Origin of the sequence: Ramlibacter sp. AN1133, assembly GCF_037890035.1 — a bacterium.
Taxonomy (GTDB): Bacteria; Pseudomonadota; Gammaproteobacteria; order Burkholderiales; family Burkholderiaceae_C; genus Ramlibacter.
The window spans coordinates 1-26183 of record NZ_JBBKTQ010000044.1 but is presented as its reverse complement, the minus strand read 5'-3'; the positions used below and the strand labels follow the sequence as shown (position 1 = coordinate 26183).

The 26183-nt window shown below is 69.7% G+C and carries 30 protein-coding genes and 1 pseudogene; 19 read left to right on the top strand and 12 right to left on the bottom strand.

The features are described from left to right. The 4 genes and pseudogenes from WG923_RS29995 to WG923_RS29980 all read left to right on the top strand — a co-directional run. A pseudogene (locus WG923_RS29995) lies at nt 1-754 on the top strand (benzoyl-CoA 2,3-epoxidase subunit BoxB); the annotation flags it as partial. 22 nt (nt 755-776) lie between these two features. Further along, complete coding sequence (boxA, locus tag WG923_RS29990; protein WP_340354706.1) at nt 777-2060, top strand: benzoyl-CoA 2,3-epoxidase subunit BoxA; 1284 nt, start codon at nt 777-779, stop codon at nt 2058-2060. Next, complete coding sequence (locus WG923_RS29985; RefSeq protein WP_340354705.1) at nt 2060-3559, top strand: 3-hydroxyacyl-CoA dehydrogenase; 1500 nt, start codon at nt 2060-2062, stop codon at nt 3557-3559. The genes boxA and WG923_RS29985 overlap by 1 nt, the downstream gene beginning before the upstream one ends. Before the next feature lie 56 nt (nt 3560-3615). Beyond that, the gene (locus WG923_RS29980) at nt 3616-4080 is read left to right on the top strand and encodes a MaoC family dehydratase (RefSeq protein WP_340354708.1); all 465 of its coding nucleotides are present in this window, start codon (nt 3616-3618) and stop codon (nt 4078-4080) included. Between the two features lie 45 nt (nt 4081-4125). Here WG923_RS29980 and WG923_RS29975 read toward each other — a convergent pair whose 3' ends face one another. The 6 genes from WG923_RS29975 to WG923_RS29950 form a co-directional block, all read right to left on the bottom strand. Further along, nucleotides 4126-5442, bottom strand: a complete 1317-nt coding sequence (locus tag WG923_RS29975) for a metal ABC transporter permease (protein WP_340354704.1) — start codon at nt 5440-5442, stop codon at nt 4126-4128. Between the two features lie 12 nt (nt 5443-5454). Continuing rightward, a complete protein-coding gene (locus WG923_RS29970) occupies nt 5455-6405 on the bottom strand; it encodes a metal ABC transporter substrate-binding protein (protein WP_340354703.1) in 951 nt (316 codons plus the stop codon). Next, nucleotides 6402-7745 (bottom strand): acetamidase/formamidase family protein, encoded by a 1344-nt coding sequence (locus WG923_RS29965; RefSeq protein WP_340354702.1) that lies wholly within the window; start codon nt 7743-7745, stop codon nt 6402-6404. Before WG923_RS29965 ends, WG923_RS29970 begins: the two co-directional genes overlap by 4 nt. 105 nt (nt 7746-7850) lie before the next feature. Beyond that, entirely contained in the window at nt 7851-8300 is a 450-nt protein-coding gene (locus WG923_RS29960; RefSeq protein WP_340354701.1) for a cupin domain-containing protein, read from the bottom strand. A gap of 80 nt (nt 8301-8380) precedes the next feature. Next, the gene (locus WG923_RS29955; RefSeq protein ID WP_340354700.1) at nt 8381-9805 is read right to left on the bottom strand and encodes an amidase; all 1425 of its coding nucleotides are present in this window, start codon (nt 9803-9805) and stop codon (nt 8381-8383) included. Further along, complete coding sequence (locus tag WG923_RS29950; protein WP_340354699.1) at nt 9805-10806, bottom strand: Bug family tripartite tricarboxylate transporter substrate binding protein; 1002 nt, start codon at nt 10804-10806, stop codon at nt 9805-9807. Before WG923_RS29950 ends, WG923_RS29955 begins: the two co-directional genes overlap by 1 nt. A 122-nt stretch (nt 10807-10928) precedes the next feature. On the opposite strand from WG923_RS29950, the gene WG923_RS29945 reads away from it, so the two are divergent. Further along, nucleotides 10929-11852: a LysR family transcriptional regulator gene (locus tag WG923_RS29945; protein ID WP_340354698.1), complete on the top strand. Its 924-nt coding sequence runs from the start codon at nt 10929-10931 to the stop codon at nt 11850-11852. Nucleotides 11853-11888: 36 nt separating this feature from the next. Here the strand turns inward: WG923_RS29945 and WG923_RS29940 are convergent, their stop codons facing one another. Continuing rightward, nucleotides 11889-12662 (bottom strand): HD domain-containing protein, encoded by a 774-nt coding sequence (locus tag WG923_RS29940; RefSeq protein ID WP_340354697.1) that lies wholly within the window; start codon nt 12660-12662, stop codon nt 11889-11891. Between the two features lie 358 nt (nt 12663-13020). Between WG923_RS29940 and WG923_RS29935 the strand changes: the two genes are divergently transcribed. The 3 genes from WG923_RS29935 to WG923_RS29925 all read left to right on the top strand — a co-directional run bounded on the left by WG923_RS29935 (nt 13021) and on the right by WG923_RS29925 (nt 14226). Next, a complete protein-coding gene (locus tag WG923_RS29935) occupies nt 13021-13224 on the top strand; it encodes a hypothetical protein (RefSeq protein WP_340354696.1) in 204 nt (67 codons plus the stop codon). An 80-nt stretch (nt 13225-13304) separates the two neighbouring features. Beyond that, nucleotides 13305-13943: a DedA family protein gene (locus WG923_RS29930; protein ID WP_340354695.1), complete on the top strand. Its 639-nt coding sequence runs from the start codon at nt 13305-13307 to the stop codon at nt 13941-13943. Nucleotides 13944-13953: 10 nt separating this feature from the next. Then, on the top strand, nt 13954-14226 hold the full coding sequence (locus WG923_RS29925) for a LysR family transcriptional regulator (RefSeq protein WP_340354694.1): 273 nt from the start codon (nt 13954-13956) through the stop codon (nt 14224-14226). 40 nt (nt 14227-14266) lie between these two features. On the opposite strand, the gene WG923_RS29920 is transcribed toward WG923_RS29925, so the two are convergent. Then, on the bottom strand, nt 14267-14962 hold the full coding sequence (locus WG923_RS29920; RefSeq protein ID WP_340354693.1) for a M24 family metallopeptidase: 696 nt from the start codon (nt 14960-14962) through the stop codon (nt 14267-14269). Between the two features lie 175 nt (nt 14963-15137). Here WG923_RS29920 and WG923_RS29915 point away from each other — a divergent pair, with 175 nt between their 5' ends. Next, nucleotides 15138-15875: an SDR family oxidoreductase gene (locus WG923_RS29915; RefSeq protein WP_445322999.1), complete on the top strand. Its 738-nt coding sequence runs from the start codon at nt 15138-15140 to the stop codon at nt 15873-15875. Nucleotides 15876-15929: 54 nt separating this feature from the next. Here the strand turns inward: WG923_RS29915 and WG923_RS29910 are convergent, their stop codons facing one another. Together WG923_RS29910 and WG923_RS29905 are read right to left on the bottom strand one after the other, a co-directional pair. Continuing rightward, a complete protein-coding gene (locus tag WG923_RS29910) occupies nt 15930-16574 on the bottom strand; it encodes an HD domain-containing protein (RefSeq protein WP_340354707.1) in 645 nt (214 codons plus the stop codon). A gap of 127 nt (nt 16575-16701) precedes the next feature. Then, nucleotides 16702-17685, bottom strand: a complete 984-nt coding sequence (locus tag WG923_RS29905) for a LysR substrate-binding domain-containing protein (RefSeq protein ID WP_340354691.1) — start codon at nt 17683-17685, stop codon at nt 16702-16704. 119 nt (nt 17686-17804) lie between these two features. Here WG923_RS29905 and WG923_RS29900 point away from each other — a divergent pair, with 119 nt between their 5' ends. From WG923_RS29900 to WG923_RS29875, 6 genes are all read left to right on the top strand, one after another. Next, nucleotides 17805-18353: a 4-hydroxylaminobenzoate lyase gene (locus tag WG923_RS29900; RefSeq protein ID WP_340354690.1), complete on the top strand. Its 549-nt coding sequence runs from the start codon at nt 17805-17807 to the stop codon at nt 18351-18353. Between the two features lie 3 nt (nt 18354-18356). After that, a complete protein-coding gene (locus WG923_RS29895; RefSeq protein ID WP_340354689.1) occupies nt 18357-19109 on the top strand; it encodes a nitroreductase in 753 nt (250 codons plus the stop codon). Then, complete coding sequence (locus tag WG923_RS29890; RefSeq protein ID WP_340354688.1) at nt 19106-19648, top strand: NADPH-dependent FMN reductase; 543 nt, start codon at nt 19106-19108, stop codon at nt 19646-19648. Before WG923_RS29895 ends, WG923_RS29890 begins: the two co-directional genes overlap by 4 nt. Nucleotides 19649-19815: 167 nt before the next feature. Next, entirely contained in the window at nt 19816-20793 is a 978-nt protein-coding gene (locus WG923_RS29885) for a tripartite tricarboxylate transporter substrate-binding protein (RefSeq protein ID WP_340354687.1), read from the top strand. Nucleotides 20794-20821: 28 nt separating this feature from the next. After that, nucleotides 20822-21550, top strand: a complete 729-nt coding sequence (locus WG923_RS29880; protein ID WP_340354686.1) for a nitroreductase — start codon at nt 20822-20824, stop codon at nt 21548-21550. Between the two features lie 4 nt (nt 21551-21554). Then, nucleotides 21555-22226 (top strand): YoaK family protein, encoded by a 672-nt coding sequence (locus WG923_RS29875; RefSeq protein WP_340354685.1) that lies wholly within the window; start codon nt 21555-21557, stop codon nt 22224-22226. 47 nt (nt 22227-22273) lie between these two features. Here WG923_RS29875 and WG923_RS29870 read toward each other — a convergent pair whose 3' ends face one another. Next, nucleotides 22274-23485 carry a YbfB/YjiJ family MFS transporter gene (locus WG923_RS29870; RefSeq protein ID WP_340354684.1) on the bottom strand — a complete coding sequence of 404 codons (1212 nt, stop codon included), beginning with the start codon at nt 23483-23485 and terminating at the stop codon, nt 22274-22276. On the opposite strand from WG923_RS29870, the gene WG923_RS29865 reads away from it, so the two are divergent. Then, nucleotides 23484-24146 carry a TetR/AcrR family transcriptional regulator gene (locus tag WG923_RS29865; RefSeq protein WP_340354683.1) on the top strand — a complete coding sequence of 221 codons (663 nt, stop codon included), beginning with the start codon at nt 23484-23486 and terminating at the stop codon, nt 24144-24146. The two genes, WG923_RS29870 and WG923_RS29865, sit on opposite strands and share 2 nt — an antisense overlap. 46 nt (nt 24147-24192) lie before the next feature. Here WG923_RS29865 and WG923_RS29860 read toward each other — a convergent pair whose 3' ends face one another. Next, nucleotides 24193-24381 (bottom strand): hypothetical protein, encoded by a 189-nt coding sequence (locus WG923_RS29860; protein ID WP_340354682.1) that lies wholly within the window; start codon nt 24379-24381, stop codon nt 24193-24195. A 76-nt stretch (nt 24382-24457) separates the two neighbouring features. Here WG923_RS29860 and WG923_RS29855 point away from each other — a divergent pair, with 76 nt between their 5' ends. From WG923_RS29855 to WG923_RS29845, 3 genes are all read left to right on the top strand, one after another. Then, a complete protein-coding gene (locus tag WG923_RS29855; RefSeq protein ID WP_340354681.1) occupies nt 24458-24877 on the top strand; it encodes a cupin domain-containing protein in 420 nt (139 codons plus the stop codon). 19 nt (nt 24878-24896) lie between these two features. Then, nucleotides 24897-25352 carry a carboxymuconolactone decarboxylase family protein gene (locus WG923_RS29850; RefSeq protein ID WP_340354680.1) on the top strand — a complete coding sequence of 152 codons (456 nt, stop codon included), beginning with the start codon at nt 24897-24899 and terminating at the stop codon, nt 25350-25352. 11 nt (nt 25353-25363) lie between these two features. Then, nucleotides 25364-26183: GlxA family transcriptional regulator (locus WG923_RS29845; protein WP_340354679.1), on the top strand; the 820-nt coding region annotated here is incomplete at its 3' end.

Below are 26183 nucleotides of genomic sequence, written 5' to 3'. Positions count from 1 at the left end.
GTCGGCCTTCGATCCGCTGTCGCGCACCACGCGCTTCATGCTGACCGAGGAAGCGCATCACATGTTCGTGGGCGAGTCGGGCATCAGCCGCGTGATCCAGCGCACCTGCCAGGCCATGAACGAGCTGAAGACGGACGACCCGAAGACGCTGCGCGAGGCCGGCGTGATCGACCTGCCGACGCTGCAGCGCTACCTGAACTTCCACTTCAGCGTCACCATCGACCTGTTCGGCGCCGACGAGTCGAGCAACGCCGCCACCTTCTACAGCTCGGGCCTGAAGGGCCGCTTCGAGGAAGGCAAGCGGGTCGACGACCACCAGCTGCGCGGCCAGCACTACAAGGTGCTGAACGTGGCGAACGGCCAGCTGGTCGAGAAGGAAGTCCCGATGCTCAACGCGCTCAACGAAGTTCTGCGCGACGACTACATCAAGGACAGCGTGGGCGGCGTCTCGCGCTGGAACAAGGTGATCGAGAAGGCGGGCATCCCGTTCCGCCTGACCGTGCCGCACAAGGCCTTCCACCGCAACATCGGTGCGCTGGCGGGCGTGAAGGTGGCGCCGGACGGCCGCGTGGTGAGCGAGTCCGAATGGAACGCCAAGGTGGGCCAGTGGCTGCCCACGGCGGAAGACCGCGCCTTCGTGGCCAGCCTGATGGGCCGCGTCGTCGAGCCGGGCAAGTTCGCCAACTGGATCGCGCCGCCGGTCATGGGCATCAACCGCCAGCCGGTGAACTTCGAGTACGTGCGCTTCGCGTGAACGGACGGGGCAGGACTTCGCCATGGATGCATCCGACGTCATCTTCCTCAAACAGCACCTGATCGATCCCGAGATCTGCATCCGCTGCAACACCTGCGAGGCAACCTGCCCGACCGGCGCGATCACCCACGACAGCAACAACTACGTCGTGGACGCCGCCAAGTGCAACCTGTGCATGGCGTGCGTTCCGCCCTGTCCCACGGGCAGCATCGACAACTGGCGCACCGTGCCCAGGGCGCGCACCTACTCGGTCGAGGAGCAGCTGGGCTGGGATTCGCTGCCCGAAGCACTGAGCGAAGCGGAGCTGGCCGAAGCGGCCGGCGGCGTCGATGTGGCGCTGGTGGCCCAGGCCGGGAGCGCACCGGCGCTGGCAGACATCGACCCGCAGGCCTGCACCTTCCGCAGCGGCGACTGGGGTGCGACGGTGCCGCCCTGGTCGGCCGCGCATGCGTTCACCAACGTCTACGGGCCCAAAGCAGCGGTCAGGACGATCACCACCACGGTCACCGGCAACCACCGGGTGACGCAGATCGGCAAGGATTACGACACGCACCACATCGTGCTGGACTTCGGCAGCACGCCCTTCCCCGTGCTGGAAGGCCAGAGCATCGGCGTCGTGCCGCCCGGCGTCGACGACAAGGGACGGCCGCACCATCCGCGCCAGTACAGCAGCGCCAGCGCCCGCAACGGCGAGCGCCCTGGCTACAACAACATCTCGCTGACGATCAAGCGCGTGCTCGAGGACCACGATGGACGTCCGGTGCGCGGCGTCGCCAGCAACTACATGTGCGACCTGAAGGTGGGCGACAGGGTGGAGGTGATCGGGCCTTTCGGTGCCAGCTTCCTCATGCCCAACCACCCGCGCAGCCACATCGTGATGATCTGCACCGGCACGGGCAGCGCTCCGATGCGCGCCATGACCGAGTGGCGCCGGCGCCTGCGCCATTCGGGCAAGTTCGAGGGCGGCAAGCTGCTGCTGTTCTTCGGCGCCCGCACGCCGGAGGAACTGCCGTATTTCGGGCCGCTGCAGAAGCTGCCGAAGGACTTCATCGACGTGAACCTCGCGTTCAGCCGCGTGCCCGGCGAGCCCAAGCGCTACGTGCAGGACCTGATGCGCGAGCGCGCGGCCGACCTCGCGCCGCTGCTGGCCGACCCGAACGCCTACTTCTTCGTCTGCGGCCTCAAGTCGATGGAGGAGGGCGTCGTGATGACGCTGCGCGACATCGCGGCCCATGCCGGCCTGGACTGGGAAACGGTCGGCGCCGCGCTGCGGCGCGACGGCCGGCTGCACCTGGAGACCTACTGATGGAGCCGGCCGCCGCAACGGTGCTCGTGGTCGGTGCGGGCGTGATGGGCGTGGGCATCGCGCAGGTCGCTGCGCAGGCGGGCCACCCGGTGCTGCTGCACGACGCCCGTCCGGGCGCCGCGCAGCAAGCCAGGAACGCGCTGGCGCGCACGCTCGACACGCTCGCAACCCGGGGCGAGATGGCGCCCCGGGACGCGTCTGCCGTGCTGGGGCGCGTTTCGGTCCTCGAAGAGCTGGCGCGGGGCGCATGCGCCACCCTGGTGATCGAAGCGATCGTGGAGAACCTGGAGGCCAAGCGCAGTCTGTTCCACGCCCTGGAGGAGATCGTCGCGGCCGATGCCATCCTGGCCACGAACACCTCGTCGATCAGCGTGACCGCGATCGCGCGCGGGCTGCGGCATCCCGGCCGGCTCGTCGGCATGCACTTCTTCAACCCCGTGCCGCTGATGAAGCTGGTGGAGGTGGTGAGCGGCTTGCAGACGGACGCCCAAGTGGCGCAGCGCGTCGTCGAACTGGCCGGGCGCTGGGGCAAGGTGCCGGTGCATGCGAAGAGCACGCCGGGCTTCATCGTCAATCGCATCGCGCGTCCGTTCTATGCCGAAACGCTGGCCCTGCTGCAAGAGCAGGCCGCGCCTGCGGCGGTGCTGGATAAGTGCATCCGTGGCGCCGGCTTTCGCATGGGCGCCTGCGAGCTGATGGACCTGATCGGGCACGACACCAATTTCGCGGTCACGCAATCGGTCTTCGAGGCGAACTTCTTCGACAAGCGCTACGTGCCGTCGCTGGTGCAGAAGGAACTCGTCGACGGCGGGCTGCTGGGTCGCAAGTCCGGCCGCGGTTTCTACGACTACCCGGCGGGGCCGCCGGAGCTCGCGCCTTGCCCGGCCATCCCCGTACCCGCTGTCGACACCGTGCGCGTCCATGGAGCCGGGGCGCTCGCGGATGCCCTGCACGAGCGGGCAAGCCGTGCCGGCAAGGTGGCGCGGGAAGCGCACAGCGACTGGACCGGCCTGCAGGTCGATGGTGCCTTGCTGGTCGTGACGAACGGCGAGCGTGCCGCGGAGTTGGCGCGGCGCAGGGGGATCGCCGACGTCGCGGTCATCGACCGGTTTCCGACGAATGCCGATCCTCAACAGCGCACACCCTTTGCCTATGCGGTGAACGCGCGCGGGAGCGAGGCGTGGCGCACGCAGGTCCCCGGCTGGCTGCAGTGGCTCGGATTCGAGCCGATGCCGATGGCAGATGTGCCCGGGCTGGTCGTCGCGCGCACGGTGGCGATGCTGGTCAACGAGGCCGCCGATACCGTCCTGCAGGGCGTGTGCACCCCTGAGGCCACCGACCAGGCCATGAAGCTGGGAGTGAACTACCCGACCGGCCCCTTCGGGTGGCTGGTCGCATGGGGCGCGCCGGCCGTGGCCGACATCGTCCTCGCGCTGGATCGCGCCTACCGCGGGGAGCGCTACCGCCTGAGCCCGTGGCTGCAGCGGGAGCTTGCATGAGCCTCCTTCCCGAGCCGACCGAGGCCTTCGCCGGGCCGGCAGCGCGCCCGCGTGGAATGCGGTTCGCGAACTTCCGTGCGGGGCAGCAGATCACTGCCGGCCCGTACCTCGTGGGGGAGGAAGAGATCCTCGCCTTCGCGCGCCAGTACGACCCGCAATGGTTCCATACCGATGCCGCCGCCGCCGCGCAAGGCCCCTTCGAGGGGCTGATCGCCAGCGGCTGGCACACCTGCGCCATCGCGATGCGGCTGGCCGTCGAGGGAGCGCTGCGGGGCTCGGAATCCTATGCCTCCCCGGGCATCTCGGGCATCCGCTGGCCGCATCCCGTGCGTCCCGGCGACGCGCTGTCCCTGGTGGCCACCGTGCTGGAGGTGCGGCGCTCGCGCAGCGGCCTAGGCGTGCTGCGCTGGCAGTGGCAGCTGTTCAACCAGCGCGGCACGGAAGTCCTCGACCTGGAGTCGACCAGCCTGTTCCGCCTCCCGGTCCAGGATGCGAATCCGGGGAGATGCGCTAGCAGCTGAGTCCCAGGGGGTCGGGCAACTCCGGGCAACCGCCCAGCAGGCTCTTCAACGCTGGCCTGCAGGCGTGGGCATGGGGGCCCGGCGCGATAGCACGAGCCACAGCCCCAGCACGCAGGCGGCGAGCACCAGTGGCGCCTCGCGTTCACGTTCGCGTTCGCGCGCGCGGTTGGTGAGCTCGCGCACGACGAAGTCCTCGCCGCGCGCCATCTCGTTGAAGGCCTGCTGGAACGTCCCCAGCCCGACCACTGCCTCGTCGCTCAGCCCCTCGCCCTGCCAGCGCGCCTGGCGTTCCTGCCACACCATGCGCTCGGCTTGCGTGTGCTTCTCGCGCGCCGATGCGGCCGCCTGCCGGTACGCGCGCCGTTCGTCGGCACTGAGGAAGCGTTCGGGCCCGGTGCCGGCCAGCCGCTCCAGGAGTTCGATCACCGGTTGCTCGGCGTGCGGTGCCGCCACCAGCCAGGCCGACGCCGCGATGGCGACGGCGAAGCCGCCGGCACAAGCTGCGCGCAACAAGCGCCGCAAGTGCCGCGCGCCTTGGGCGGGCGCAAGCAGCACCAGGCTGCGCAGCGCGCACGCGGCCATGAGCACCGAGGCAAAGGAGATCACCAGCGCGGCCCCCGCCGGGAGGTCCCAGGCGAAGGAGGCGGCGAGCCCCGCGGCGCTCGCCGCCACCCCCGCGATCCAGCCAGCGAGGAAGCTCACCGCCGGCTTCGCCGAGAAAAGCGCGCCGATGATGGAAGGGATGATCAGGAAGCAGAACACCAGCAGCACGCCGGCGATCGTCACCGAGCTGGCAACGACCAGCCCAAACAGGAGGTAGAACAGAAAGTCCCAGCCCATGTCGCGCATGCCATCGCTGCGGCGCCCGCCGGCGCTGGCGCGGCCGATCGGCTTGCGGGCCGCCCAGAGCACGGCGCCGATGGCGCCATAGGCCAGGCCGAGCCGCGGCAGATCGTCCAGGCGCATCCCGAGCAGGCCACCGATGAACAGCTCCTTCACGTGCTCCACGCCTTGCGGTGCACGGTCCACCACCACCATCGTCGCGGCCGTGCTCACGACATACACGATCCCGATGTACGCCTCCGGGTGGATGTCCTTCGGCAGGGCCCGCGCGAAGGTGAGGAGGGCCGCGCCGGCGGCCGCGAAGAAAAGCGTGTACGCGATGCCGGCTGCGCTGCCCGGGTCGTGGCCGGCGGCGAAGGCGAGCGTGACGCCCAGCGCCGAAACCTGGGCCAGCGCAAGGTCGACGAAGATGACGCCGCGCCGCAGGACGTGCACGCCGAAGCACTGGTGGATGGCGACGAACAGCGCGCAGCCGATGAACGACGGCGCCAGCAGGCCGAGAACTTCCGGGACGGGCATGTTGCAGTCTTCCTATGCGGCGGGCGCCAGCGCGCGGGCCAGCGCGTTCACGTTGTGGTCCATGAAGGCGAGGTAATCGCCGGTCCCGGGTACGCTGCCGACGCCAGCGGCGAGTTCCACCAGGGGAATGCCCAGGCGCGCCGCGAGCGACTGCGAGAGCTTCTTCGGCTCGTCGGTCGTCTGCAGGATCGCGCGAACGTTCCAGCGCCGTCCCAGCGCCAGCAGCGAAGCCACATGCGCAGCGCTCGGCGTCACGCCCTCTTTCGGTTCGACGAAGCCGGCCACGTTGAGGTGGAATCGGCGCGCGAAGTAGGGCCAGGTGTTGTGGAACGCCAGGACGGCGGCGCCGCGCCACGGTGCCAGCCGCCACGACCAGGCGGAGATCCTGCCATCGAGCTGCGCCAGGAAGCGCGCGTGGTTGGCGCGGACGGTCTCGCCGGCCTCCGGGCAGCGCGCGGCGAGCGCGGCCGCGATGGTGCCGCTCATGGTTGCCGCATTGCGCGGGTCGAGCCAGTAGTGGGGATTGGCGATGCCGTGGGCGTGGGCGTCGCGTGCGAACGGATTGCGGCCTTGCACCTCCAGCAGCGGGATGCCGGAGGACACGTCGACGATCGCTCCGCGCCACCGCGCCGGTGAACGCCCCTGGCTTCCGAGCATCTTGTCCAGCCAGAAGTCGAAGCCGAGTCCCACCCGCAGCACCAGCGCGGCGTCTTCGATGAGGGCCAGGTCGCGCACGCCCGGCTCGAAGGACTCGGGATCCATGGGCGGCAGCACCAGCGTGCGAACCTGGACGAGGCCGGCGCCGACGATGGCGGCGAGACTGGCGAGGTCGGACGTCGTGGCGACGACGCGCAGCTTCGGCGAGCACGCATCCGCGGGGGCCGCGCGCGCCGGCGCGGTGCAGGCGGCAAGCATCCCCAAGGCAGCCGCCCGCCGGGTGATCCGGCCGGCAGCGTGCTTCACGGCGAGTCGTCCCAGAGGCTCCTCGGCAGCAGGCAGTGCACGTCGTGCTCCGCGCCGTCGGGTGGGCCCAGCCGGCAGTCCATCGTCATGCTGGCCAGTGCATAGGCATCGAGGCGCGACAGCCCCTTCTCCGCGCCGAGACGCTGGATCATCGACAGCGCCGCGCCATCCATGGCCTTGTTCAGGTCCGCATTTCGCGCGTGGGTGACCAGGTGCTGCGCATCGTCGCGCTTGGGCAGGGCGGCCGGGGTGGCGCCCCTTGCCTTCGGGACCATGCAGTAGGTGCCCTTGAGCACGTTGACCACCTGGGAAACGCGGCAGTCCCAGGTGGAGAGCATGCGTGAGCGGGCCTCGTCGCGCGTCACGCCGGACTGTTCGGCGATCATCTTCAGCGTCTCTTCCTGCAGCAACCCGAAGGCGGCGTTGAGGTCCTTGTCGTAGCCGAGGGCCACCCAGTGCGTGGGCGTCTCGATGCGAGGCCACTCGAGCCGCTTTCCCTTGAGCACGGTCACGGTCAGCGGAAGTTCCTTGAACGAGGTCTCCAGCGCTGTCAGGTTGATCTCCCCGTTGCCCTGCGCGGCGTGCGAATCCCCGGACCAGAGCAGCCCGCCTTCCACGAACACGGGCAGGTACAAGGTGGTTCCGGACACCATCTCGTTGATGTCGAGGTTGCCGCCGAAGCGCCCCGGCGGGACGGTGCTGTAGCGACCCGGCTCGGCACGCGCCACCGCCACGATGCCGGGGAACGGCCGCAGGGGAATGTGGATGCCGCGTGCGAACTCGACGCGCCGCTTTGCATGGTCCAGGAGGAAGTACTTCAGCTGCCCCTGCGGAAACTCCTTCGGGAACGCGCCGGCGAAACCGGGATAGCTGAAGTTCATCGCGTAGGAGGAGGGCACGATGTGTCCGATCTCGATCTTCAGGACGTCGCCCGGCTGTGCCCCTTCCACGTACACCGGACCGGTGATCGAGTGCGGCCCGCGTCCCGGCGACTCCGCCTGTTCCTGCCGGGCGCGCGCCGTCATCTGTTCGATCGACATCTCGTTCATGATGACCTGCTTGTCGCCATGGATGAGGGTCTCCATCACGATGGTGTCGCCCGAGCGGATCCGTGCGACCGGTCGCTGCGCGTTGTCGAACCAGCCGAACTGGGTGGTCTGCGGAGTTCCTTCGAGGCGGATCACCCCGGGCCTCCCCGCTTCGTCGGCGGGGGCCGGAGGCTTGCGCGCGGGGGGCGGCGCCGGCGCCTGGGCCTGGGCTCCCGGCAGCGCGCCCGCGGCGGCGACGAGCAGGGTTGCGGCGAACGCGCGCCATCCGGGCGCGCGGGTGCGATATGGCATGGTTGTCTCCTTCTCTCCTGGCGTGATGCGCGCGATCGCCCCTCTGCCCGGGGGCATCCTTCCGATCGCAGGCGACTTGCAGCGCCCGTCGGCGGGGCGCGTGTTTCAGTGGTCGAACGTGGTGAGGGTGGCGCCCTCGTCGTGGATGAACACCACCAGCATGCTGGCCGGTTCCGTCGTGCTGGCGTTGCGGCTCACGACGTGGTGCTCGCCGCGCCGCTCGAAGCGTCCCTCGCCAGCGTGGTAGACCCTCGCGTCGCCATGGCCCTCCGTCTGCGAAACGATGTTCCCGGACAGCACGAAGGCGAACACGTCGGCGTCGTGCCGATGCGATTTCGAAGCTCCGCCCGGGGGGTAGTTCACGACCTGCGAGGTGAGCACCTTGCCCGGCGACACGGACAGCTTTTCTGCGAGCACGGCCTGCAGCGCGCGTCCATTCACGGAGGTGGTGCTGGCCTGGCCCCGCGAGGGGCCGGCGCCGAGCAGGGCGGCGGCGGCCAGGGCTGCGAGAGGCAGGCGGAGCCTGGTGGCAGGAGAGGAAAAGACGCGGATCATGGTCCTTGCTTTCGGGTGGGTTGATTCGGTTGGTGGGTGTGCGGGCGTCGGGGCGAAGTCTCCTGAGCGCCGCGGCCGGGTCAGCTCCAGGCCTGCCAGGGCGGCGGCAGCGCTGCATCGCGCTCGATGATCTTTCCGGCAGCGATCAGCCTCTGCTCGCGGAAGCTGCCCGCCACCAGTTGCACGCCGGAGGGAGCCCCGTCCGCCACCCCGGTGGGGACATGCATTCCGGGCAGGCTCAGCGCCGCCACCGCGATGAGCGGAGACTGGTCGGCCAGCAGCTTGCGCATCGCCTCGCTGCCCTGCAGGTCCTCGCCCCAGTGCATGGGCGGCCGGCAGGAAGTCGGCATCAGCAGCAGCGGATAGCGCCGCAGGAAGCGGTTCCATTCGCGCCGCAGCGCATCGCGGCGCGCCAGCGCACCGGCGTAGGACTGCAATTGCGGCGCGGGCGCGCAGTCCGCCATCGCACGCACCGAGGCAATGATGCTGGCGTCCTGCGTCGCCTCGACCGCGGTCATCATCTCGATCCGCACTTCGGTCATGACGATGGCCAGCCAGACCTCGACTGCCTCCTGAAGCGATGGCGGGGTCGCGTTCTCGACCTCGTAGCCGGCCGCGGACAGCGCACGCGCAGCCTGGTCGAGCGCGGCTTTGGCGGGCGCTGCGAGCTTCGCGCCCGGCACGGCGTCCACGCAGGCTACGCGCACCGGCGCCGCATCGTCGGGAAAGTCGAGAGGCACCGGCTGCCACGTCGGATCGTCCCCGCCGTCGCCGGCCATGGCGCGCAGTGCGAGTTCCACGTCGTCCACGCAGCGCGCCAGCGGCCCCTGTGCGGAGAACAATTGCAGGCCCGCGAAGCGTGTGTTGTTGCCGGGGTTGTACGCGGCAACGCGGCCAGGCGTCGGCCGCAGGCCGACCACGCCGTTGACGTAGGCCGGATAGCGGATCGAGCCCGCGATGTCAGTGCCGTGCGCCAACGCGCACATGCCGGCTGCCACGGCCACTGCCGCCCCTCCGCTGGAGCCCCCCGAGGTGAGTTCCGCATTCCAGGGGTTCAGCGTCCTGCCGTGCAAGGAGTTTTCCGTGAACCAGCGGAAGGAGAACGGCGGCACGTTGGTGCGCCCGACGATCACCGCGCCGGCCCGGCGCAGGTTCGCCACCACGGTGCTGTCTTGCGCCGCGACGCGGTCGGCGTCAGCCGGCACGCCGTTGCTGCTCGCCTCTCCGGCGACGTCGGCATTGAGCTTGATGGTGACGGGGACCCCGTGCAGCAGCCCCATCTCGTGCGGCGACCGGGCGCGCAGCGCGTCGGCTTCGCGCGCCGCGCGCAAGGCGCGTTCGCGGTCCGCGAAGACGATGGCGTTCAGTCGCGGGTTGGCCTGGTCGATGCGCCGCAGGCTGCTCTCGACAGCCTCGACGCAGGAGACATCCCCTGCTCGGACGCGGGCCGCCAGCTGCGCGGCGCCGAGGCGCCACGGCTCGGTCGCGGTGGAGGAGGCGGTCATCAGTCGAGCCGGATGCCGTTGGCGCGGATCACCTGGCCATAGCTCGCGCTGCGGGCCTCGACCACGCGCCGCGTCTGCTCCGGAGTCCACGGGGTCGCCTCGAAGTGGAAGGTCCTGTAGCGAGCCTGCACTTCCGGGCTGGCGATCGCTGCCACCAGGTCCTTGTGGATCCGCTCGCGCAGGGCCTCGGGTGTCCCCTTCGGCGCCAGCAGGGCGACGAAACCGCTCGCCTCGAAATTGGACGGCCCGCCGCTTTCGGCGACGGTCGGCACGTCCGGCAGGTCTGCCAGGCGCGCGTTCGCCGTCACTGCCAGGTACCGCACCCGGTGGGACTCGTAGACGGACCGGGTCGAAGCCATCGCGCCGAGCGCCCAGTCCGTCTCCCCGGTGCTGACGCCCGTGTACAGCTGGCCCATTTCCTTGTACGGCACGTGCAGCATCCGCACGCCCGCGCGCTTCTCGAACAATGCGGTCTGCAGGTGGGCGGTGCTGCCGACGCCCCAGCTCCCGTACGTGACCTTTCCGGGCGCGGAGCGGGCCGCGGCGACCAGGTCCGCGACGCTCTTGAAGCGCGAGGCGGCGGGAACGACGATGAAGAAGGGCGTGCTGTAGAGGACTCCCACCGGCTCGAACGCGTCGAACAGGCGGAAGTTGCGGCTGGGAAAGAGGTGGGGCAGCGCACCGAGCGCATCGCCTTCGTGCATCAGGAGGGTGTGGCCGTCCGGGGGCGCGGAGCGCGCCGCGTTGATCGCGATGAAGCCCGCGCCGCCGGGCCGGTTGTCGATGATGACCGGCGTCTTCCATTGGGCGGAGAGCTTCTCGCCGACGGCCCGCATCATCGCGTCCGGGCCGCTTCCGGCGGAGAAGGCGGTGATGATGGTGACCGGTTTGCCCGACAGGTCGGCGACGGGCTGCGCCGGCGCCTGCAGGCCCGGGAGGGCTGCGAGCAGGAAGATCACTGCCTGTCGGCGGCCGCGCCGCGCCGGTGTGCGAAGGCTCATCGGTTGTCTCCTGGTGCTTTTGCGCGAATTCTTCGACGTGCGAGATATCCGAGCAACATGCCACTCGCATACCATCTATCCTGGTTCTTGATATCTTCTGGTCAGCTTCGCAGGAGGTGGTCGTGGCTTCGCTGGACCTTCAATGGGTGGCGGTGTTCGACGAGGTCTACAAGTCCTCGAGCGTGTCGCGCGCCGCCGAGCGCCTGGGCATCACGCAGGGTGCGGCGAGCACGGCGCTGAACCGGTTGCGCGCGTACTACGACGATCCCCTGTTCACGCGCACGGCGCGCGGCGTGTTGGCAACGCCGCGCGCCGACGCCTTGCATCCGGTCTTGCGCGAAGTGCGCGAAGCGCTGGAGCTCGCCCGGCGCGGCGCCGCTGCGTTCGAGCCCGCGCGGGCGGAGAGGACCTTCCGCATCGCGATGACCGACCTCGGCGAGATTTCGCTGCTGCCGCGCCTGCTGAACCACCTGCGCCTGCATGCGCCGCGCATCCGCGTCGACGCCGACAAGATCACGGCCGAAAGCCCGCGGCAACTGCAGGACGGCGCCATCGACCTCACCGTCGGCTACCTGCCCCAGCTGGAGGCCGGCTTCTACCAGCAGGCGCTGTTCGAGCAGGACTTCGTCTGCATCGCCAGCCACTCCCACCCGCGCATCCGCAAGAGGCTTTCGCGCACGCTCTACACCTCCGAGCAGCACGTCGTCGTGACGGCCTCCGGCACCGGGCATGCCGCGATGATCGAGCAGGTGCTGGAGCAGCAGAAGATCTCGCGCCGCGTCGCCCTGCGCGTGCCCAGCTTCCTGGCGGTGGCGCAGATCGTCGGCGAGACGGAGCTGATCGCCACCGTGCCGCGGCACTATGCGGACGTGATGGTCGCGCGCGAGCCGATCCGGCAGCTGCCCGTTCCCTACCCGCTGCCCCGCTACACGGTGAAGCAGCACTGGCACGTGCGCTACCACCGCGATGCGGGCAACGCGTGGCTGCGGCGCACCGTCGCGGAGCTCATGCCCGCCGCGGTGAAGAAGCCGCCTGCCGCGCGCTGAGCGGGCGGCAGGCCAGGCGGCGCACTTCAGCGTCGCCTAGTTCGCGCCGGTCCACGGCGACTGTCGCATGAGACCGGCGAAGTCGCGGCGCCGGAACGCAGGGTCCTTGAACGCCAGCACGTCCGCCAGCCCGGTGCCTTGGGTGGTCTCGGGACGGTGCTTCAGGTTGTCGTAGAGCGCCTGCAGGAAGTCGTCGGGGAAGCGGGGCGGGCGCGGATGGGCCGCCTCGACAGCCTGCCTCTGCGCCGCGGTGAAGTCGCCGAAGCCGGCACCCACCAGGTCCATGTTGGCGCCTTCGGCCAGCAATTGCGCCAGGGGATCGACGTGGCGCGAAATCCCGTTGGTCGTATGCAGCGCGATGGCAAGCCACACAGCCCGTGCATCGGCCTCCGGTCGACCATGGCTGCGCAGGAAGTCCCGCGCGGCATTCGCACCGTCCACCTCGTAGCGCAGGTGGCTGTCCGCGTAGGAGGCCGTCAGCCCGTAGTCGTGGAACATCGCCGCGACGAAGAGAAGTTCCGGGTCGAACGCCAGGCCCTTGCGCGATCCCGCCAGCGCGGCCCAGTAGTACACGCGCACGGAGTGCTGGAACACCAGTTCTCCTTCCGCGTCGCGCGTGGCCGCGGCTGCGTCGCGCACCAGCGCCGTGTCCGGAATCCTTGCTTCCGGCACGGCATCGAGCGTGGCGGTTTCGGCGTGGGCGCCTGCGGGCGCGAGCGTGGGGGGCTCGGTGCCGGCCGACGTAGCGGCGGCAGCAGCGCCAAGCGCCAGCGAGAGAAGGATGGGGCGGAGAGTGGAGCGAATGTTCATGTCAGTCCTTGAATGGGTGTCTGGTTCTGCAACTGGCGCTCGAGCCGACCGAGTACTTCGGCCATCGCCTCCTTTGGTCGGCGTCGGAGACGAATCTTCGGCGAGGGGTGAGTTGAATGGAACTGATGCTTCTGCAATCGCGGCGTGCACGCCGTTCAATGCATGCCCGCGCCGGCGGGTCGCGCAATTGGCGTGGGCAGCGAACGGGCGCGGGCCCGTGCGGGTTCGGCGCTACTTGAATCAGCTGCATGGTCCCGCTGCAAAAAGGTCAGTTCCATTCAAGTGGGGTGCACGCCATGATCGCCTGCACAGATTCCTCATCACCTTCTTCGCCAGCACTCCAACGAAAGGAAACCCCATGAACCGCACCGCCTTCTTCCTCGTTTCCGCCCTGTGGATTGCCGTCGTTGCGGCCTGCGCGACGCGCGGCGAAGTGAGGGGCGCCGCCCGCGGCGAAATCACCGGCGCCGCGGCAGAGGACAGCGGTCCGTCATGGCACGCGTGCAGTCCCGCCGGCTCGCCCGGCCTTCTTGCCGCTGCCGGCCAGGTGCTCTCCGACTGAAGGTACGGACTGCCGCGGGCAGCACGATGCCTGCGCGGCGCCAGTACCGCATCCACCTCCTTGTCGCACGAGCCGCCCCCATGCACGCTTTCACCGCCATCTTCGAAGAGCACGGCCACCTCGCCGTGTTCCTGGGTGTGCTGTTCGAGCAGCTGGGCGCACCGGTGCCGGCGCTGCCGTTCCTGATGCTGGCCGGGGCGCGAAGCAATGACGGCGTCCTGGCGTCGCAGTTCCTGCTTCTTGCCTCCCTCGCGTCGGTGCTGGCCGACGTGGCCTGGTTCGCGATCGGGCGGCGCCATGCCGATGCGGTGCTGGTGAGGCTGTGCAGTCGCAGCCTGCAGCCCTGTGCCTGCCGCGCCCAGCGCCGTACGCGCTTCGCGCGCTGGGGCCAGCTGGCCGTGCTGCTGGCCAAATTCATCCCGGGCCTCAGCACCATTGCCCGACCCCTGGCCGGCGCCCTGGGAATGCCTGCCCGCACCTTTGTGACGCTGGACCTGCTCGGCACGGTCGCCTGGGCGGGCGTGGGACTGGCTTGCGGCATCATCTTCGACGACAGGATCGCGCACCTGCTGCTCGCCATGGAGCGCGCCGAGGAGGTCATCGTCCGCTGCGCGGTGCTCGCGGCCGCGATCTATGGCGCATGGCGTGCAGCGCGGGCGTACCGGTGCGCGCTGGCGCAATCGCGGGGCGTGCGGCAGCGCGCCCGCGGCGACGCCTGATCCGGCCCGCATGCCGATCGACTTCCTGGGCATCGAGGCCTTTCTTGCGATCGCCGAGTGCGGCAGCTTCAGCCTCGCGGCCCAGCGCCTGCACTTGTCGCAGACCGCGATCAGCCACCGCATGCGCAAGCTGGAGGAGACGCTCGGGGTGCAGCTGGTGCTACGCACCTCGCGCGGCATCGCGCTGACGCCGGCGGGCAATCGGCTGCTGCCGCGCGCGCGCCTGCCCGTGCCGAACGCGCCGATGCGCTTGGAGCCGGCGGCGAACTGGCGCGAGTTCTAGCGGGGCAGGGCGCGCAGGAGCCGCGCCGCGGCGCGGCGCGTCACGCCCCGTAGAACCGGTCCTCGAGCAGCATGTCCTCGAAGAACGCACCGAAGCGGCCGACGCGGTCGCGCAGGTGGATTTCGAGCACCCAGCGCAGGGGCGACGGCCTGAAGTCGGCGGCGGCGAGGGAGCCGCTGTGCAGCGCCGCATGCGGAAAATCGCAGATGCGGTGACCCGGAAGATCGGGATTGAGCTCCCAGCCCATGTCACGGGCGCGCCCCCGCGCGTACTCGTACAGGCGCACGCCGGTCCAGCCGTGCACGGCCCACTGGTGCCGCACTTCGTGGAACAGCGCCTTCGCGTCGCGCGCGCACTTCGCATGCAGCGGGTCGGCGCCGACGGTGAACGTCTCGCCGCCATCGCCCTCCCACGGGCCGTGGCGCGGCGCGATGTCGATGAAGAAGATGTCGTCCTGCTGCAGCACGGCACCCGGGACAGAAGGCTGCTTCATGGCGCGTGTCGTGTTGCGGCCGAAACGCACCCGCGTCGGATGCCAGGTCGGGCTCAGGTCCATGCGTCGCAGCACTTCCTGTGCGAGCGCCACGGCGTCTTCCTCCACCATGCCCGGCAGCACCGCCCGGGCGATCTCGCGGATCGCGACGCGCGTGAGATGGCGGGTGGCCAGCATGCCGTCCTGCGAAAAGGCGGGTCCGACCCGCTCGGCGTGCCCGGGGTCGCTGTGGATCGTCGTCATGTTCGTCGGGGGGTGGTTGCAGTGCCCCGCAGTGTGGAGGAAGGGGGCACTGGCCGGAACCGCCAGAGCCGGCCAATCCTGCCAATCGCGCTTCAGGTCCCGCCACTCGCCTGCGCTGGGCGCTCGCGCAACTACAGTGGCGGACGCTGCAGCAGTCCGAAAGAAAGGAGCCATGGTGAAGCAGGACAGGAAGGTCGCCCTTGTCACGGGCGCATCGCGCGGCATCGGTGCCGCCATCGCAACGCGACTTGCCGCCGACGGCTTTGCGGTTGTCGTCAACTACGCCGACAGCGCCCAACAGGCCGAAGCCCTGGCGGCGCGCATCGACCACGAGGGGGGCACCGCGCTTGCGCTGAAGGCGGACGTGAGCGATCCCCAGGCGGTGCAAGCGCTGTTCGGCGGCGCCGAAGAGGCGTTCGGCGGGGTCGACGTGCTGGTGAACAACGCCGGGATCATGCGCCTCGCGCCGCTGGCCAGCGCCGACGAGGCGCTGCTCGAACAGCAGCTCGCGGTGAATCTCAAGGGCAGCATCTACACGATGCGCGAAGCCGCACGCCGTCTGCGCCACGGCGGGCGCATCGTCAACCTCTCCTCCAGCGTCGTCGGCCTGTACCAGCCCACCTACGGCGTGTACGCGGCGACCAAGGCTGGCATCGAGGCCCTGACCCGCGTGCTGGCCAGGGAATTGCGCGGCCGCGGCATCACGGTCAACGCCGTGGCGCCCGGGCCGACTGCCACCGACCTGTTCCTGCAAGGCAAGCCCGAGGCCGTGGTGGAGCAACTGGCCAGGCTCGCGCCGCTGGAGCGCCTGGGGGAGCCGCGCGACATCGCCAACGTGGTGGCCTTCCTCGCCGGTGCGGACGGCGGCTGGATCAACGGCCAGGTGCTGCGCGCCAACGGCGGCATCGTCTGAGCGGCGGTCCGTCGGGCCGGGCCCGTCGCCGCGGCACGGCGCGGCCAGGCGGGATCACCCATGCCACCTCGACGCGTGGATGACGGCGCACATGTCGACCCGGTGGAAGTGCGGATCCTTGTGCGCGAGGAAATCGTCGTTGAAGGTGCCGATGGTGCTGTCGGGCCGGTGCTTCATGCCCTGGTAGAAGGCGTCGATGATCCCGCTCTTGAAATGCGCCTCCCGGGGAAACGCGGAGAGGACGGCCTGGCGTTCCGCTTCGGTGAACTGGTCGAAACCGCGGCCGGCCACGTCCATGCCCGCGCCTGCCTGCACGAGTGCGATCTCCGGCCGCATGAACTGCGGAATGCCGGGGGTGGTGTGCAGCGCCACGGCGTTCCAGACCGTCTCGATGTCCGCTTCGGAGATTCCGTGGCTGCGCAGGAAGTCGCGTGCCGCATTGGCGCCGTCGACCTCGAAACGCAATTGGCTCGCCTCGTAGCGCGCGGTGAGGCCGATGTCGTGGAACATGGAGGCCGCGTAAAGCAGTTCGGGGTCGAACACCAGCTTCGTCCGGCGCCCGGCGATGGCGCCCCAGCAATAGGTGCGCAGGGAGTGGTGATAGAGCAGCTCGCTTTCGGTGTCACGAACGAGCTGGGTCAACTCGCGGGCGAGCTGGCTGTCCGGAATGCGGACGCCGGAGATTTCCTTGGGCAGCATGGTGTTCTCGGATGGTTGGGGCGTTCGGGCGAAATGCCTGTCGGCGCGATCATCTTCCCGGCTGCCCTCGAATGGAACTGATCTTTGTGCAGTGGCATGCTGCAGGGCCTTCATACCGGCCGCGGCTTCACGCGTCGGCACCGCCCGCGGCGCCGCGTGCCGCCTCCGCCACCTGCTCGCGCAGCCACGCATGCGCGACATCATGGTCGTTGCGCTGGTGCCAGACCGCCCGCGTGATCGAGGTGCCCGCGCGGTAAGGCGGTTGGCGAACCAGCAGGTCTGCGCCGCGCACCAGTGCCTTGGCGAGCGACGAGGGCACGATCGAGAGCATGTTCGACTCCTGCAGCATCGAGGGAATGGCCAGCGAGTGCGGCACCGTCACGCGCATGCGTGCCACTTGCCCGGCCTCCTCCAGAGCCTCCTCGAGCGCATGGCGCGCAAACATCTCCGACTGGCGTGCGAGCCCGCGCTCCAGGATGAAGCCGTCCACCGCGCCTTCCTCCTGGCCCCCCACCGAGATGGTGACCAGCGGGTATTTCGCCAGGTCGGCGAGCGTGAGCTTGCGACGCGAAGCGGGATGGCCCTTGCGCATGAGGATCGCCTCGCGCTGCGACATCAGAGTGCGGGCGCTCAGGCGCGGCGGCACCTGCGAGAAGATGCCGATCGCCAGGTCGATGCGCCCGAGGTCGATCTGCTCGGCCAGGTCCAATCGCGTGGAAGGCCGGATCACGAGGTCCACCCCGGGTGCGGCGTCCTGCAGCCGCCGCGACAGCGGCGCGAGCAGCACCATCGTGATGTGGTCGTTGGCCGCGATCACGAACCGTCGGCCCGATTTCTCCGGGGAGAAGGGTTCCACCCCCAGCGTCGCCTCGATGCGGCGCAGCGAGTCGCGCAGGCTCGGTGCCATCGCCGTGGCCCGTCCGGTCGGAACCATCCCCTTGCCCGTGCGCATGAAGAGTTCGTCGCCCACCAGCTCGCGCAGGCGCGTGAGCGCGTGGCTCACGGCGGATTGCGTGAGGTTCAGTCGTCGGCCTGCGAGCACGAGGTTGCGGTCCTCGTACACCGCGTCGAATACCTTCAGCAGGTTCAGGTCCATCCGTCCGATGCTCACCGCAGCCTCCTTTCATGAATGAACGACCTGCATTTTGCTCTTGCAATTACATCAGTTCCATTCATTTCGCCATTCGCCCATGATCGCGTCCAGCCCGTGAGGCAGCACAGGAATCCATCATGACCACCGCAAGCCCGAACGAAGACTTCCAATCCCTGATCGACCACTGCGTCCCCTTCCTTGAGGAAGTCAAGAACATGACCACCAGCACTGAAGTCGAGCGCTGGCTGAACCAGAAGTACGGCCCCGACAGCGAGCTGTACCGCACGCTCGCGCGGCTGGTGAAGAAGGGCGTGGAAGACGGCTGGGCCGCCAACGTCGAGATCGACGGCCCGGTCTATCGCCGCAGCCGCCTTGCCGAGCCGTCGGCGCGCACGCGCTTTTTCAGCATCACGGCGGTGTACATGGACAGCCGGGGCAACAAGCTCGGGCTGCCGGACGACCGCTACCGCGGCCAGTTCCACGGCCACCCGTACGGCGAGTTCAACATGGTCGTGCCGCTCGCGCCGGATGCGGCGCTCATGGGCCCGAACGGCTGGTGTCACGCCGGCTGGACGGCACCGGAGCCGGGCAGCAAGCACTACCCGGAGTCCAAGGGCGGCCCGGTGATCGCGCTGTTCTTCCTGCCCTCCGGGCGGATTTCCTACGACTTCAAGCCCCAGGAGTGAACCGTGTCCACCAGTGCCCTTGACTGGTCGCAGGCCGACATCGCGCGTTGTGTTGGCAGGGTGCTGCGCGAGCGCAAGGCGACGCGGGCCTTCCGGCCCGAGCCGCTGGGCCGCGAGCTGGTGCACGACCTCCTCGCCGAAGCCTCCACCGCCCCGAGCGGCGCGAACATCCAGCCGTGGCGCGTCTACGTGCTGGCAGGGCAGCCATTGCAGGCCCTGAGCGCGGCGCTGGTCGCCGCATCGCGCGCCGCCAGCGCGCCGCCGCCGCAGCATTTCCCCGAGCCGCTGCCGGACGTGTTCCGCACGCGCCTGCAGGACTTCGGCGCCCGCCTGTATGGCGCGCTGGGGATCGCCCGCCACGACACGACCGGACGCAGCCGCCAGGCGGAGCGCAACCTGCACTTCTTCGGCGCGCCGGTCGGCCTGGTCTTCAGCATCGACCGGCGGCTCAAGCCGCACAGCTGGATCGACCTCGGCCTGTTCGCCCAGAACCTGATGATCGCGGCGAAGTCGCGCGGCATCGACACCTGTCCGCAGGTGTCCTTCGCTCCGTTCCACGACGTGATCGCCTCGCACGTGCAGATGCCGGCCGAGGAAGTCACGGCCTTCGGCATGTCCATGGGCTACGGCGACCACGATGCCGCCGTGAACCAGCCGCGCATGCCGCGCGAGCGCGTCGAGGATTTCGCCCGCCTGGTGGGCTTCGAGCCCCGTACCGTTTCCAACCCTTCCGTCCTGGCAGCAGCATTGAAATGAGAGTCCTTGCAATCCCCGGCAGCCTGCGCAAGAGCAGCTACAACCTGATGGCGCTGCGCGCGGCGCAGAAGCTCGCCCCCGCGGGCATGCAGATCACCATCGCCGACCTTCGCGGCATCCCTTTGTTCGACCAGGACCTGCGCGCCGGCGGCGATCCGGCCGAAGTCGAGCGGCTGCGGGCGCAGGTGCGCGAGGCCGACGCGGTGCTGATCGCCTGCCCCGAATACAACGCGTCCGTCGCCGGCGTGCTGAAGAACGCCATCGACTGGGTGTCCCTGCCGCCCAGCCAGCCCTTCGACGGCAAGCCGGTCGCCATCCTCGGCGCGAGTCCCGGCCTCCTCGGCACCAGCCGGGCGCAGCCCCACCTGCGCCAGGTGATGTCCTGCCTCAACACCCAGGTCGTGAACAAGCCGGAGGTGTTCATCGGCGCGGCGCAGACCAAGTTCGACGCGGCGGGCGAACTGCTCGACGCGCCCACCGCCGACCACATCAGCGGCCTGCTGCTGTCCCTGCAGGCCATGGTGGCGCGCCGGGCCTGAGCACGTCGCGCACAGGGGCAAGGCCACGGCGCCGCCGCGCGCGCGCCGCCACAGCCTCCGCCATGAAGTGCGTTCAATTCGTCGTTGCAAAGACGTCAGTTCCGTTCAACGGCGGCCGCGACCATGATCACCCCATCCCGTGAGCGAACCATCACCAGGAGACCCACATGGAGGCTCTGTCCCGCCGCCGTTTCGCCCGGCTCGCCCTCGCCGCGCCGGCCGCCGCCTGGCTGCACCCGGTGCTCGCACAGACCGGAAAGCTGCTGGTCGGCTACCCCGCCGGCGGCACGCTGGACACCACCGCGCGGCAGCTCGCCGGAGCGTGGCGCAAGCAGGGCCGCCTGTACATCGTGGACAACCGCGCCGGCGCGGCCGGACGCATCGCCAGCAGCCAGCTCAAGCGCGAGCGCGCCGACGGCAATACGCTGCTGTGCACGCACACCTCGGCGCTCACCATCTACCCGCACGTCTACACCCGATTGATGTACGACGCCGCGGCCGACTTCGTGCCGGTGTCGCCGCTGGTCTCCGCCACCTGCGCTTTCGCGGTCAGCAGTGCCGTGCCGGCCGATCGCGTGAAGACGCTGGACGATTACGTGCGCTGGCTGCGCGCGACCCCGGGCGCGGCCACCTATGCGTCGCCCGCGGCCGGGTCGATGGCACACTTCCTCGGCTACCAGTTCTCCGAGGCGCGCGGCCTGAAGCTGCAGCACGTCGGCTACCGAGGTTCGGCGCCGGCCATGCAGGACCTGCTGGGCGGCCAGATCCCGGCCTACTTCGGTTTCGTGGCGGACTTCCTTCCCTACCTCAAGGAAGGCAGGGCCCGGATCCTGGGCGTGACCGGGGACCGGCGCTCCCGCTTCCTGCCCGGCGTGCCGACTTTCGCCGAGCAGGGGCTGCCTGCCATCCGCGGCGTCGAGACCTATGGTGTGTTCGCCCCGCCCGGGACGGCCGACACGACACTCCAGGCCCTGCACGCATCCGTCGTCGCCGCGAGCAAGGATCCCGCCCTGATCGCTGCCTTCGAGCAGGTCGGCCTGGAGACCTTCACGCTGGCGCCGCGGGACTATGCTGCGCTGGTGCGGCGCGAGCGCGAAGCCTGGGGGCCGGTGGTGCGTGCCTCCGGTTTCCGGTCCGAGGAGTGAACCAGGCCCGCCTGCCAAAGGAGTGGACATGACTTCACCGACATGGTCCCAGGCCGACATCGGTCATTGCGTCGAGCAGGTCCTGCACTCGCGCAGGTCCGTACGCGCCTACCGGTCCGATCCGGTGCCGCGCGAGCAGGTGCTGCAGGTGCTGCAGGCGGCGGCTTCGGCGCCCAGCAACTCGAACACGCAGCCGTGGCGGGTGTATGTCGTGACCGGCGCGCCCATGAAGCGCCTGGGCGACGCGCTGGTGGCCGCCTTCGAGGAGGGCAGCTTCCCGCCTTCCGCGCACTTCCCGGACCCGCTGCCCGCGGCCTTCTCGGAGCGCCAGGTGGACTTCGCGATGCGCTACTACGGCGCGTTGGGCATCGACCGCCAGGACGCCGCCGCCCGCACCCGCCAGACGCTGCGCAACTTCAGCTTCTTCGGCGCCCCGATCGGCCTGATCTTCAGCATCGACGCGCGCCTGAGTCGCCACAGCTGGCTCGATCTCGGCCTGTACGTGCAGAACGTGATGATCGCGGCGCGCGCGCGCGGCCTCGACACCTGCCCGCAGGTGTCGTTCGCGCGCTTCCACGCGCTGATCGCCGCGCACCTGGGCATGGGTCCGGACGAGGTGACGGCCTGCGGCATGTCCATGGGTTTCGCCGATGCGAGCGCGAGCGTCAACCAGGTGAAGATGCCGCGCCAGCACGTGAGCGAGTTCGTGCGGATGGCAGGCTTCGAGGCGCCGGCGGCGCTCGCCGCCGGGGCGTGAGTCGATGAAGGACCGTACGGTCCTGCACGCCCCCGCACGACAGCCGCTCGCCGAACGGCTGCTGGCCGGTGCTGCAATGGCGGCCGTGGCGGGTTGGGTGGACACGATCGGCTTCATCGGGCTGCACGGGGTGTTCACGGCGCACGTGACTGGCAACTTCGTGCTGCTTGGCACCGGGCTGGCCGGCGACGGCAGCGAGTTCGCCGCCAAGCTGCTGGTGCTCCCCGCCTTCGTGGCCGGGGTCGCGGGCGCGGCGTCGATGCACGCGTTCCAGCGCGGAAGGACGGCGCCGCTGCTGTGGTTCCAGCTCGCGGCACTCGCCTGCTTTCTGCTGGCGGGCGCCCGCACGACGACCGTGCTGGCGGCCTGCGCCGGCGCCTTCGCGATGGGGGTGCAGAACGCACATTGCCGGCTTTCATCCGGCGCGCTCGGCGCGACGACGGCCATGACGGGCAACGTCACGCAGCTCGTGCTGGATGTTCTGGGTGCCGCGGGTGTCGTGCCGTCCGATCGGGCCGAGGCCCGGCGGCGGCTCTTCGCCACGCTGGTGCCGGTCGCCGGCTTCGCAGCCGGTTGCGCCGGCGGCGGACTCGCGGGTGTGGCGTGGTCGTTCTGGGCGCTGCTCGTGCCGATCGCCACACTCGCCGTGCTGGCCCTGCTCGCCTGCAAGCGCTAGTCGCGGCAGCCGCGCAAGCAGCGTGCAGGAAGCCGCAAGGACCATGTTCAAGCCGGCGCGTGTTCGCCTCGCCCGGCGAGAAGATCCCAGGCGAGAGCGGCCAGGAACGCGACGGCGGCGAGCAGGAACAACAGGCCGTGATTGCCTCCGGAAGCCGTCAGGAGGAAGCTGTCCAGGTAACCCGCGGTGGCCTGCACCAGTGCAAAGGCCGTCGTCGCCCGGCTCCAGGCCGACTGCACGGCGGCCGGACCCGTCACCACTTCGCTGACACGACCGAGGACGATCGGCACGGCCCCGGGAGGAAAGGTGCCGAGCACGAAGACGCAAACGAGCACGAGCGCGATGGACGTGGTGTGGACCAGCAATGCCGCGGCCACAACCTGCAGGGCGAGAGTGATGCGGTTGGTCCTCGTGAAGCCGATCCGGTCGGCCGCCGCGCCGTACGAGAGCGGTCCTGCCAGGGCACCGAGGCCGAACACCACCCAGAGAAGCGAGCCGGCCGCGATGCTCCAGTGCAGCCCGCGCACGGCGTAGTCGACCATGAAGACCATCGCCGGCACGACGCCGAGTGCCATCAGGCCGTATTGGCCGTACAGGTGCCGCAAGGTTCGACGCGCCTCGTCCGGCAGCGCCATCGAGCCACTCGCGCGCGGCCTTTCATTGGCTGGCCAGGCACGCCAGGTCGCGACGGTCACCACCAGCGAGATCGCAGCGAGGCCGAGCCAGGCGCCGGTCAGGCCGGTTCGCAGCAGCAGCGGCACGAGGGTGCCTGAGGCGGCGATTCCCACCCCAAGGCCCAGGAAGATGGCGCCGGCGGCCATGCCTTTGCGTCCGGGCGGCACGCGCGCCAGCACGACGCTGCCCACCAGCACCATGATGACGCCACCCGTGACACCCGAGAGCAGGCGCCAGAAGAAGAACCATGCCGGGGACACCGGCATGGCGCACGCGAGGAAGGCCAGTACGGTCAGCAGCATGGCGCCCTTCAAGGCGGCCACCGACCCGACCGCCGACGCAAGGTGTCGCCCCCCGACCGCCCCCAGCAGGTAGCCGAGGAGATTGGCCGCGGCGAGGAACACCACGGCATCCGGACTGAACCAGTGCGCGGCGATCAAGGCTGGAATCAGCGGCGTGTACGCGAACCGGGCGAGGCCGATGCCGACCAGGCTCGCACACAGGCCCGCGGCGATCAGTGCCGGCACGCCGGGCGAGGAAGGGCCGCTGTCGGGAGGGGGGAGGGATGCGTCTTCGGAGTTCATGTTTGACACTGTCGTCAAGATTGACATCCATGTCAAACGAGACTCCAATATGGGCATGGCAGGCGTAAGGCAATTCGATGAAGACGAGGTGCTGGGCGCCGCGTTGGAAGTCTTCTGGGCCAGGGGCTACGGCGCAACGACCATGCAGCACCTGGCCGATGCGACCGGCGTGCAGCGGGGCTCCCTCTACAACGCTTACGGAGGCAAGGACCAGCTGTTCCTGCGGGCCTACCGGGTCTACGGGCGGCGCTACCTCGACGACGTGAGGCGAGCGCTGGCGAGCCCCTCGCTCACCCGATCGCTCGAGGCCTTTTTCGCTTATGCCGTCGGCTCCATGACGAAGGGGCGCCCTGCGCGAGGCTGCCTGACGACGAAAGCAGCGCTGGACGAACAGTTGGAGTGCGCGGAGATCCGGGCGGCGCTGAGCGAACTGCTGCGTGAGCTCGAGGCGCTGTTGCGCGAGCGCCTGGCCGTGCCCGCGGCGGGTGAACGGCTCAGGGTGCCGGTGGAGGACGCAGCCAGGCTGCTGGTCGCGATGACCCGCGGCCTGGTCGTCATGGAGCGCGTGCATCGACAGCCCGCGGAGCTCCTGCGCGCCGGCAAGGCGCTCGTCGCAGCCCTGGTCGACGAAGACCAGGAAAGCACCGGATCACGCTCCTAGCCTCGAGCCCAAGGGGACCGGCGGACGGACCCGCCGTGACCCTGCACTAGGCCATCCAGCACGCGCACACGGTTCGCAGGCTCGAGTTCTCAAGCTTCCCTACATTCTCGACCGAATCGAGCCTGCGCACCAATGACAGCGCGCTGGCCGTGCGCAGCCGCGCTCCGCGCCGCTCGCGCAGCGCAGTACGAATTGAACGCGGCTCATGGAGGTCTTGCAAAAGCATCAGTTCCATTCATCGCTGCGCTCGAAGATCATTGCAGCCGTCCCCGGTCTTGCAGTCCGGGGATCAAGAGCAAGGATGGAACCCCATGAAGACTTTCCTCACCGCCGTGGCCGCGGGCTGCGCCGCGCTGGCGCTGCTTGCGGCAGCCCCTGCGAACGCGCACGACACGCGGGAAACCGTCACCCCGAATTTCGCCCAGGCGATCCCCAACGTCCCCGGCAAGTCCCTTGTCGCGGTGATCGTGGAGTACCCGCCCGGAGCGGCTTCGCCCCCGCACCTGCATGCGCGGTCGGCGTTCATCTACGCCTACGTCCTGTCCGGAGCGGTGGAGTCGCAGGTGAACGACGGCCCCGTGCGCACGGTGCATGCAGGCGAAAGCTTTCATGAGCCTCCCGGTGCCCGCCACGTGGTGAGCCGCAATGCGAGCACGACGGTGCCTGCGCGGCTGCTTGCCGTGTTCGTGGTCGACAGCGACGACAAGCCGCTGACGACCCCCCTTCAATGATGTATTCAGGAGCCTTCCCATGAGCCAACGTCTGGACTACAACAAGATCGCGCCATTGGGCGCGAAAGCCCTTGCCGGTGTCTACGGCTACGTCAAGCAGAGCAAGCTGCCGCCGATGCTGGTCGACCTCGTGTACCTGCGCGTCTCGCAGATCAACAACTGTGCCTTCTGCCTCGACATGCACACGCGCGACCTGCTGCGCAAGGGCGAATCGGCCGAACGGCTGGCGCTGCTGCAGGCGTGGCGCGAAGCCGGCGACCTGTTCGACAGCCGCGAGCGCGCGGCCCTGGCCTGGGCGGAAAGCGTCACCCGCGTGGCGCAGACGGGCGTCCCCGACGAGGACTACCAAGCCGCGCGCTCGGTGTTCGAGGAGCAGGAGCTCGTGGACCTCACCATCGCGATCGGACTGATCAACACCTACAACCGCCTGGCGATCAGCTTCCGCAACACGCCGCAGGCCGTTGCCGACCGGTAGTCGCCCGGGCCATGCGCATCGGGATCCTCGTATTCCCCGGCGTCCAGCTGCTCGATGTCATCGGCCCCGCCGACGTGTTCACGGAAGCCGCGCGCCAGCTCGGGAATCCGCAGGCCTACACCATCGAGTTGATCGGCACGGAGCCCGGCGGCCTTCGCGGCAGCTGCGGCATCCGGGTGGCTGTGGACGCCACTACGGAGACGCATCGCGGTCGCCTCGACACGCTGCTGGTCGCCGGCAGTCCGGAGATCGACGCCGTGGAATCCGACGTGCGCCTGCGCGCCTGGGTCCGATCCCAGGCGCGCTCGGTGCGTCGCATCGCATCGGTGTGCACGGGGGCCTTCGTGCTCGCGGGCGCCGGCCTCCTGGACGGGCGCAAGGCAGCGACGCACTGGAATCACGCCGATCGGCTCGCAGCAGACCACCCCCGCGCGAACGTGGAGCGCGACGCCATCTACGTGAAGGACCGCAACCTCTACACCTGCGCCGGCGTCAGCGCCGGCATGGACCTGGCCCTCGCCCTGGTCGAGGAGGACCATGGGCGCCAGATCTCGCTCAAGGTCGCCCGCGAACTCGTCATGTTCCTGAAGCGGCCCGGCGGCCAAAGCCAGTTCAGCGCCTACCTCGCCGCACAGGGCGCCGACAAGTCCGCCATCCGGGACGTGCAGGCCTACGTGCTCGCGCACCTCCACGCCGATCTGTCGGTGCCGAAACTCGCCGCGCGCGCGATGATGAGCGAGCGCAACTTCGCGCGCGTGTTCCGCGCGGAGTGCGGGATGACCCCTGCGGAGTTCGTGGAGAAGGGGCGCCGCGCCGCGGCGCGCCCGCGCA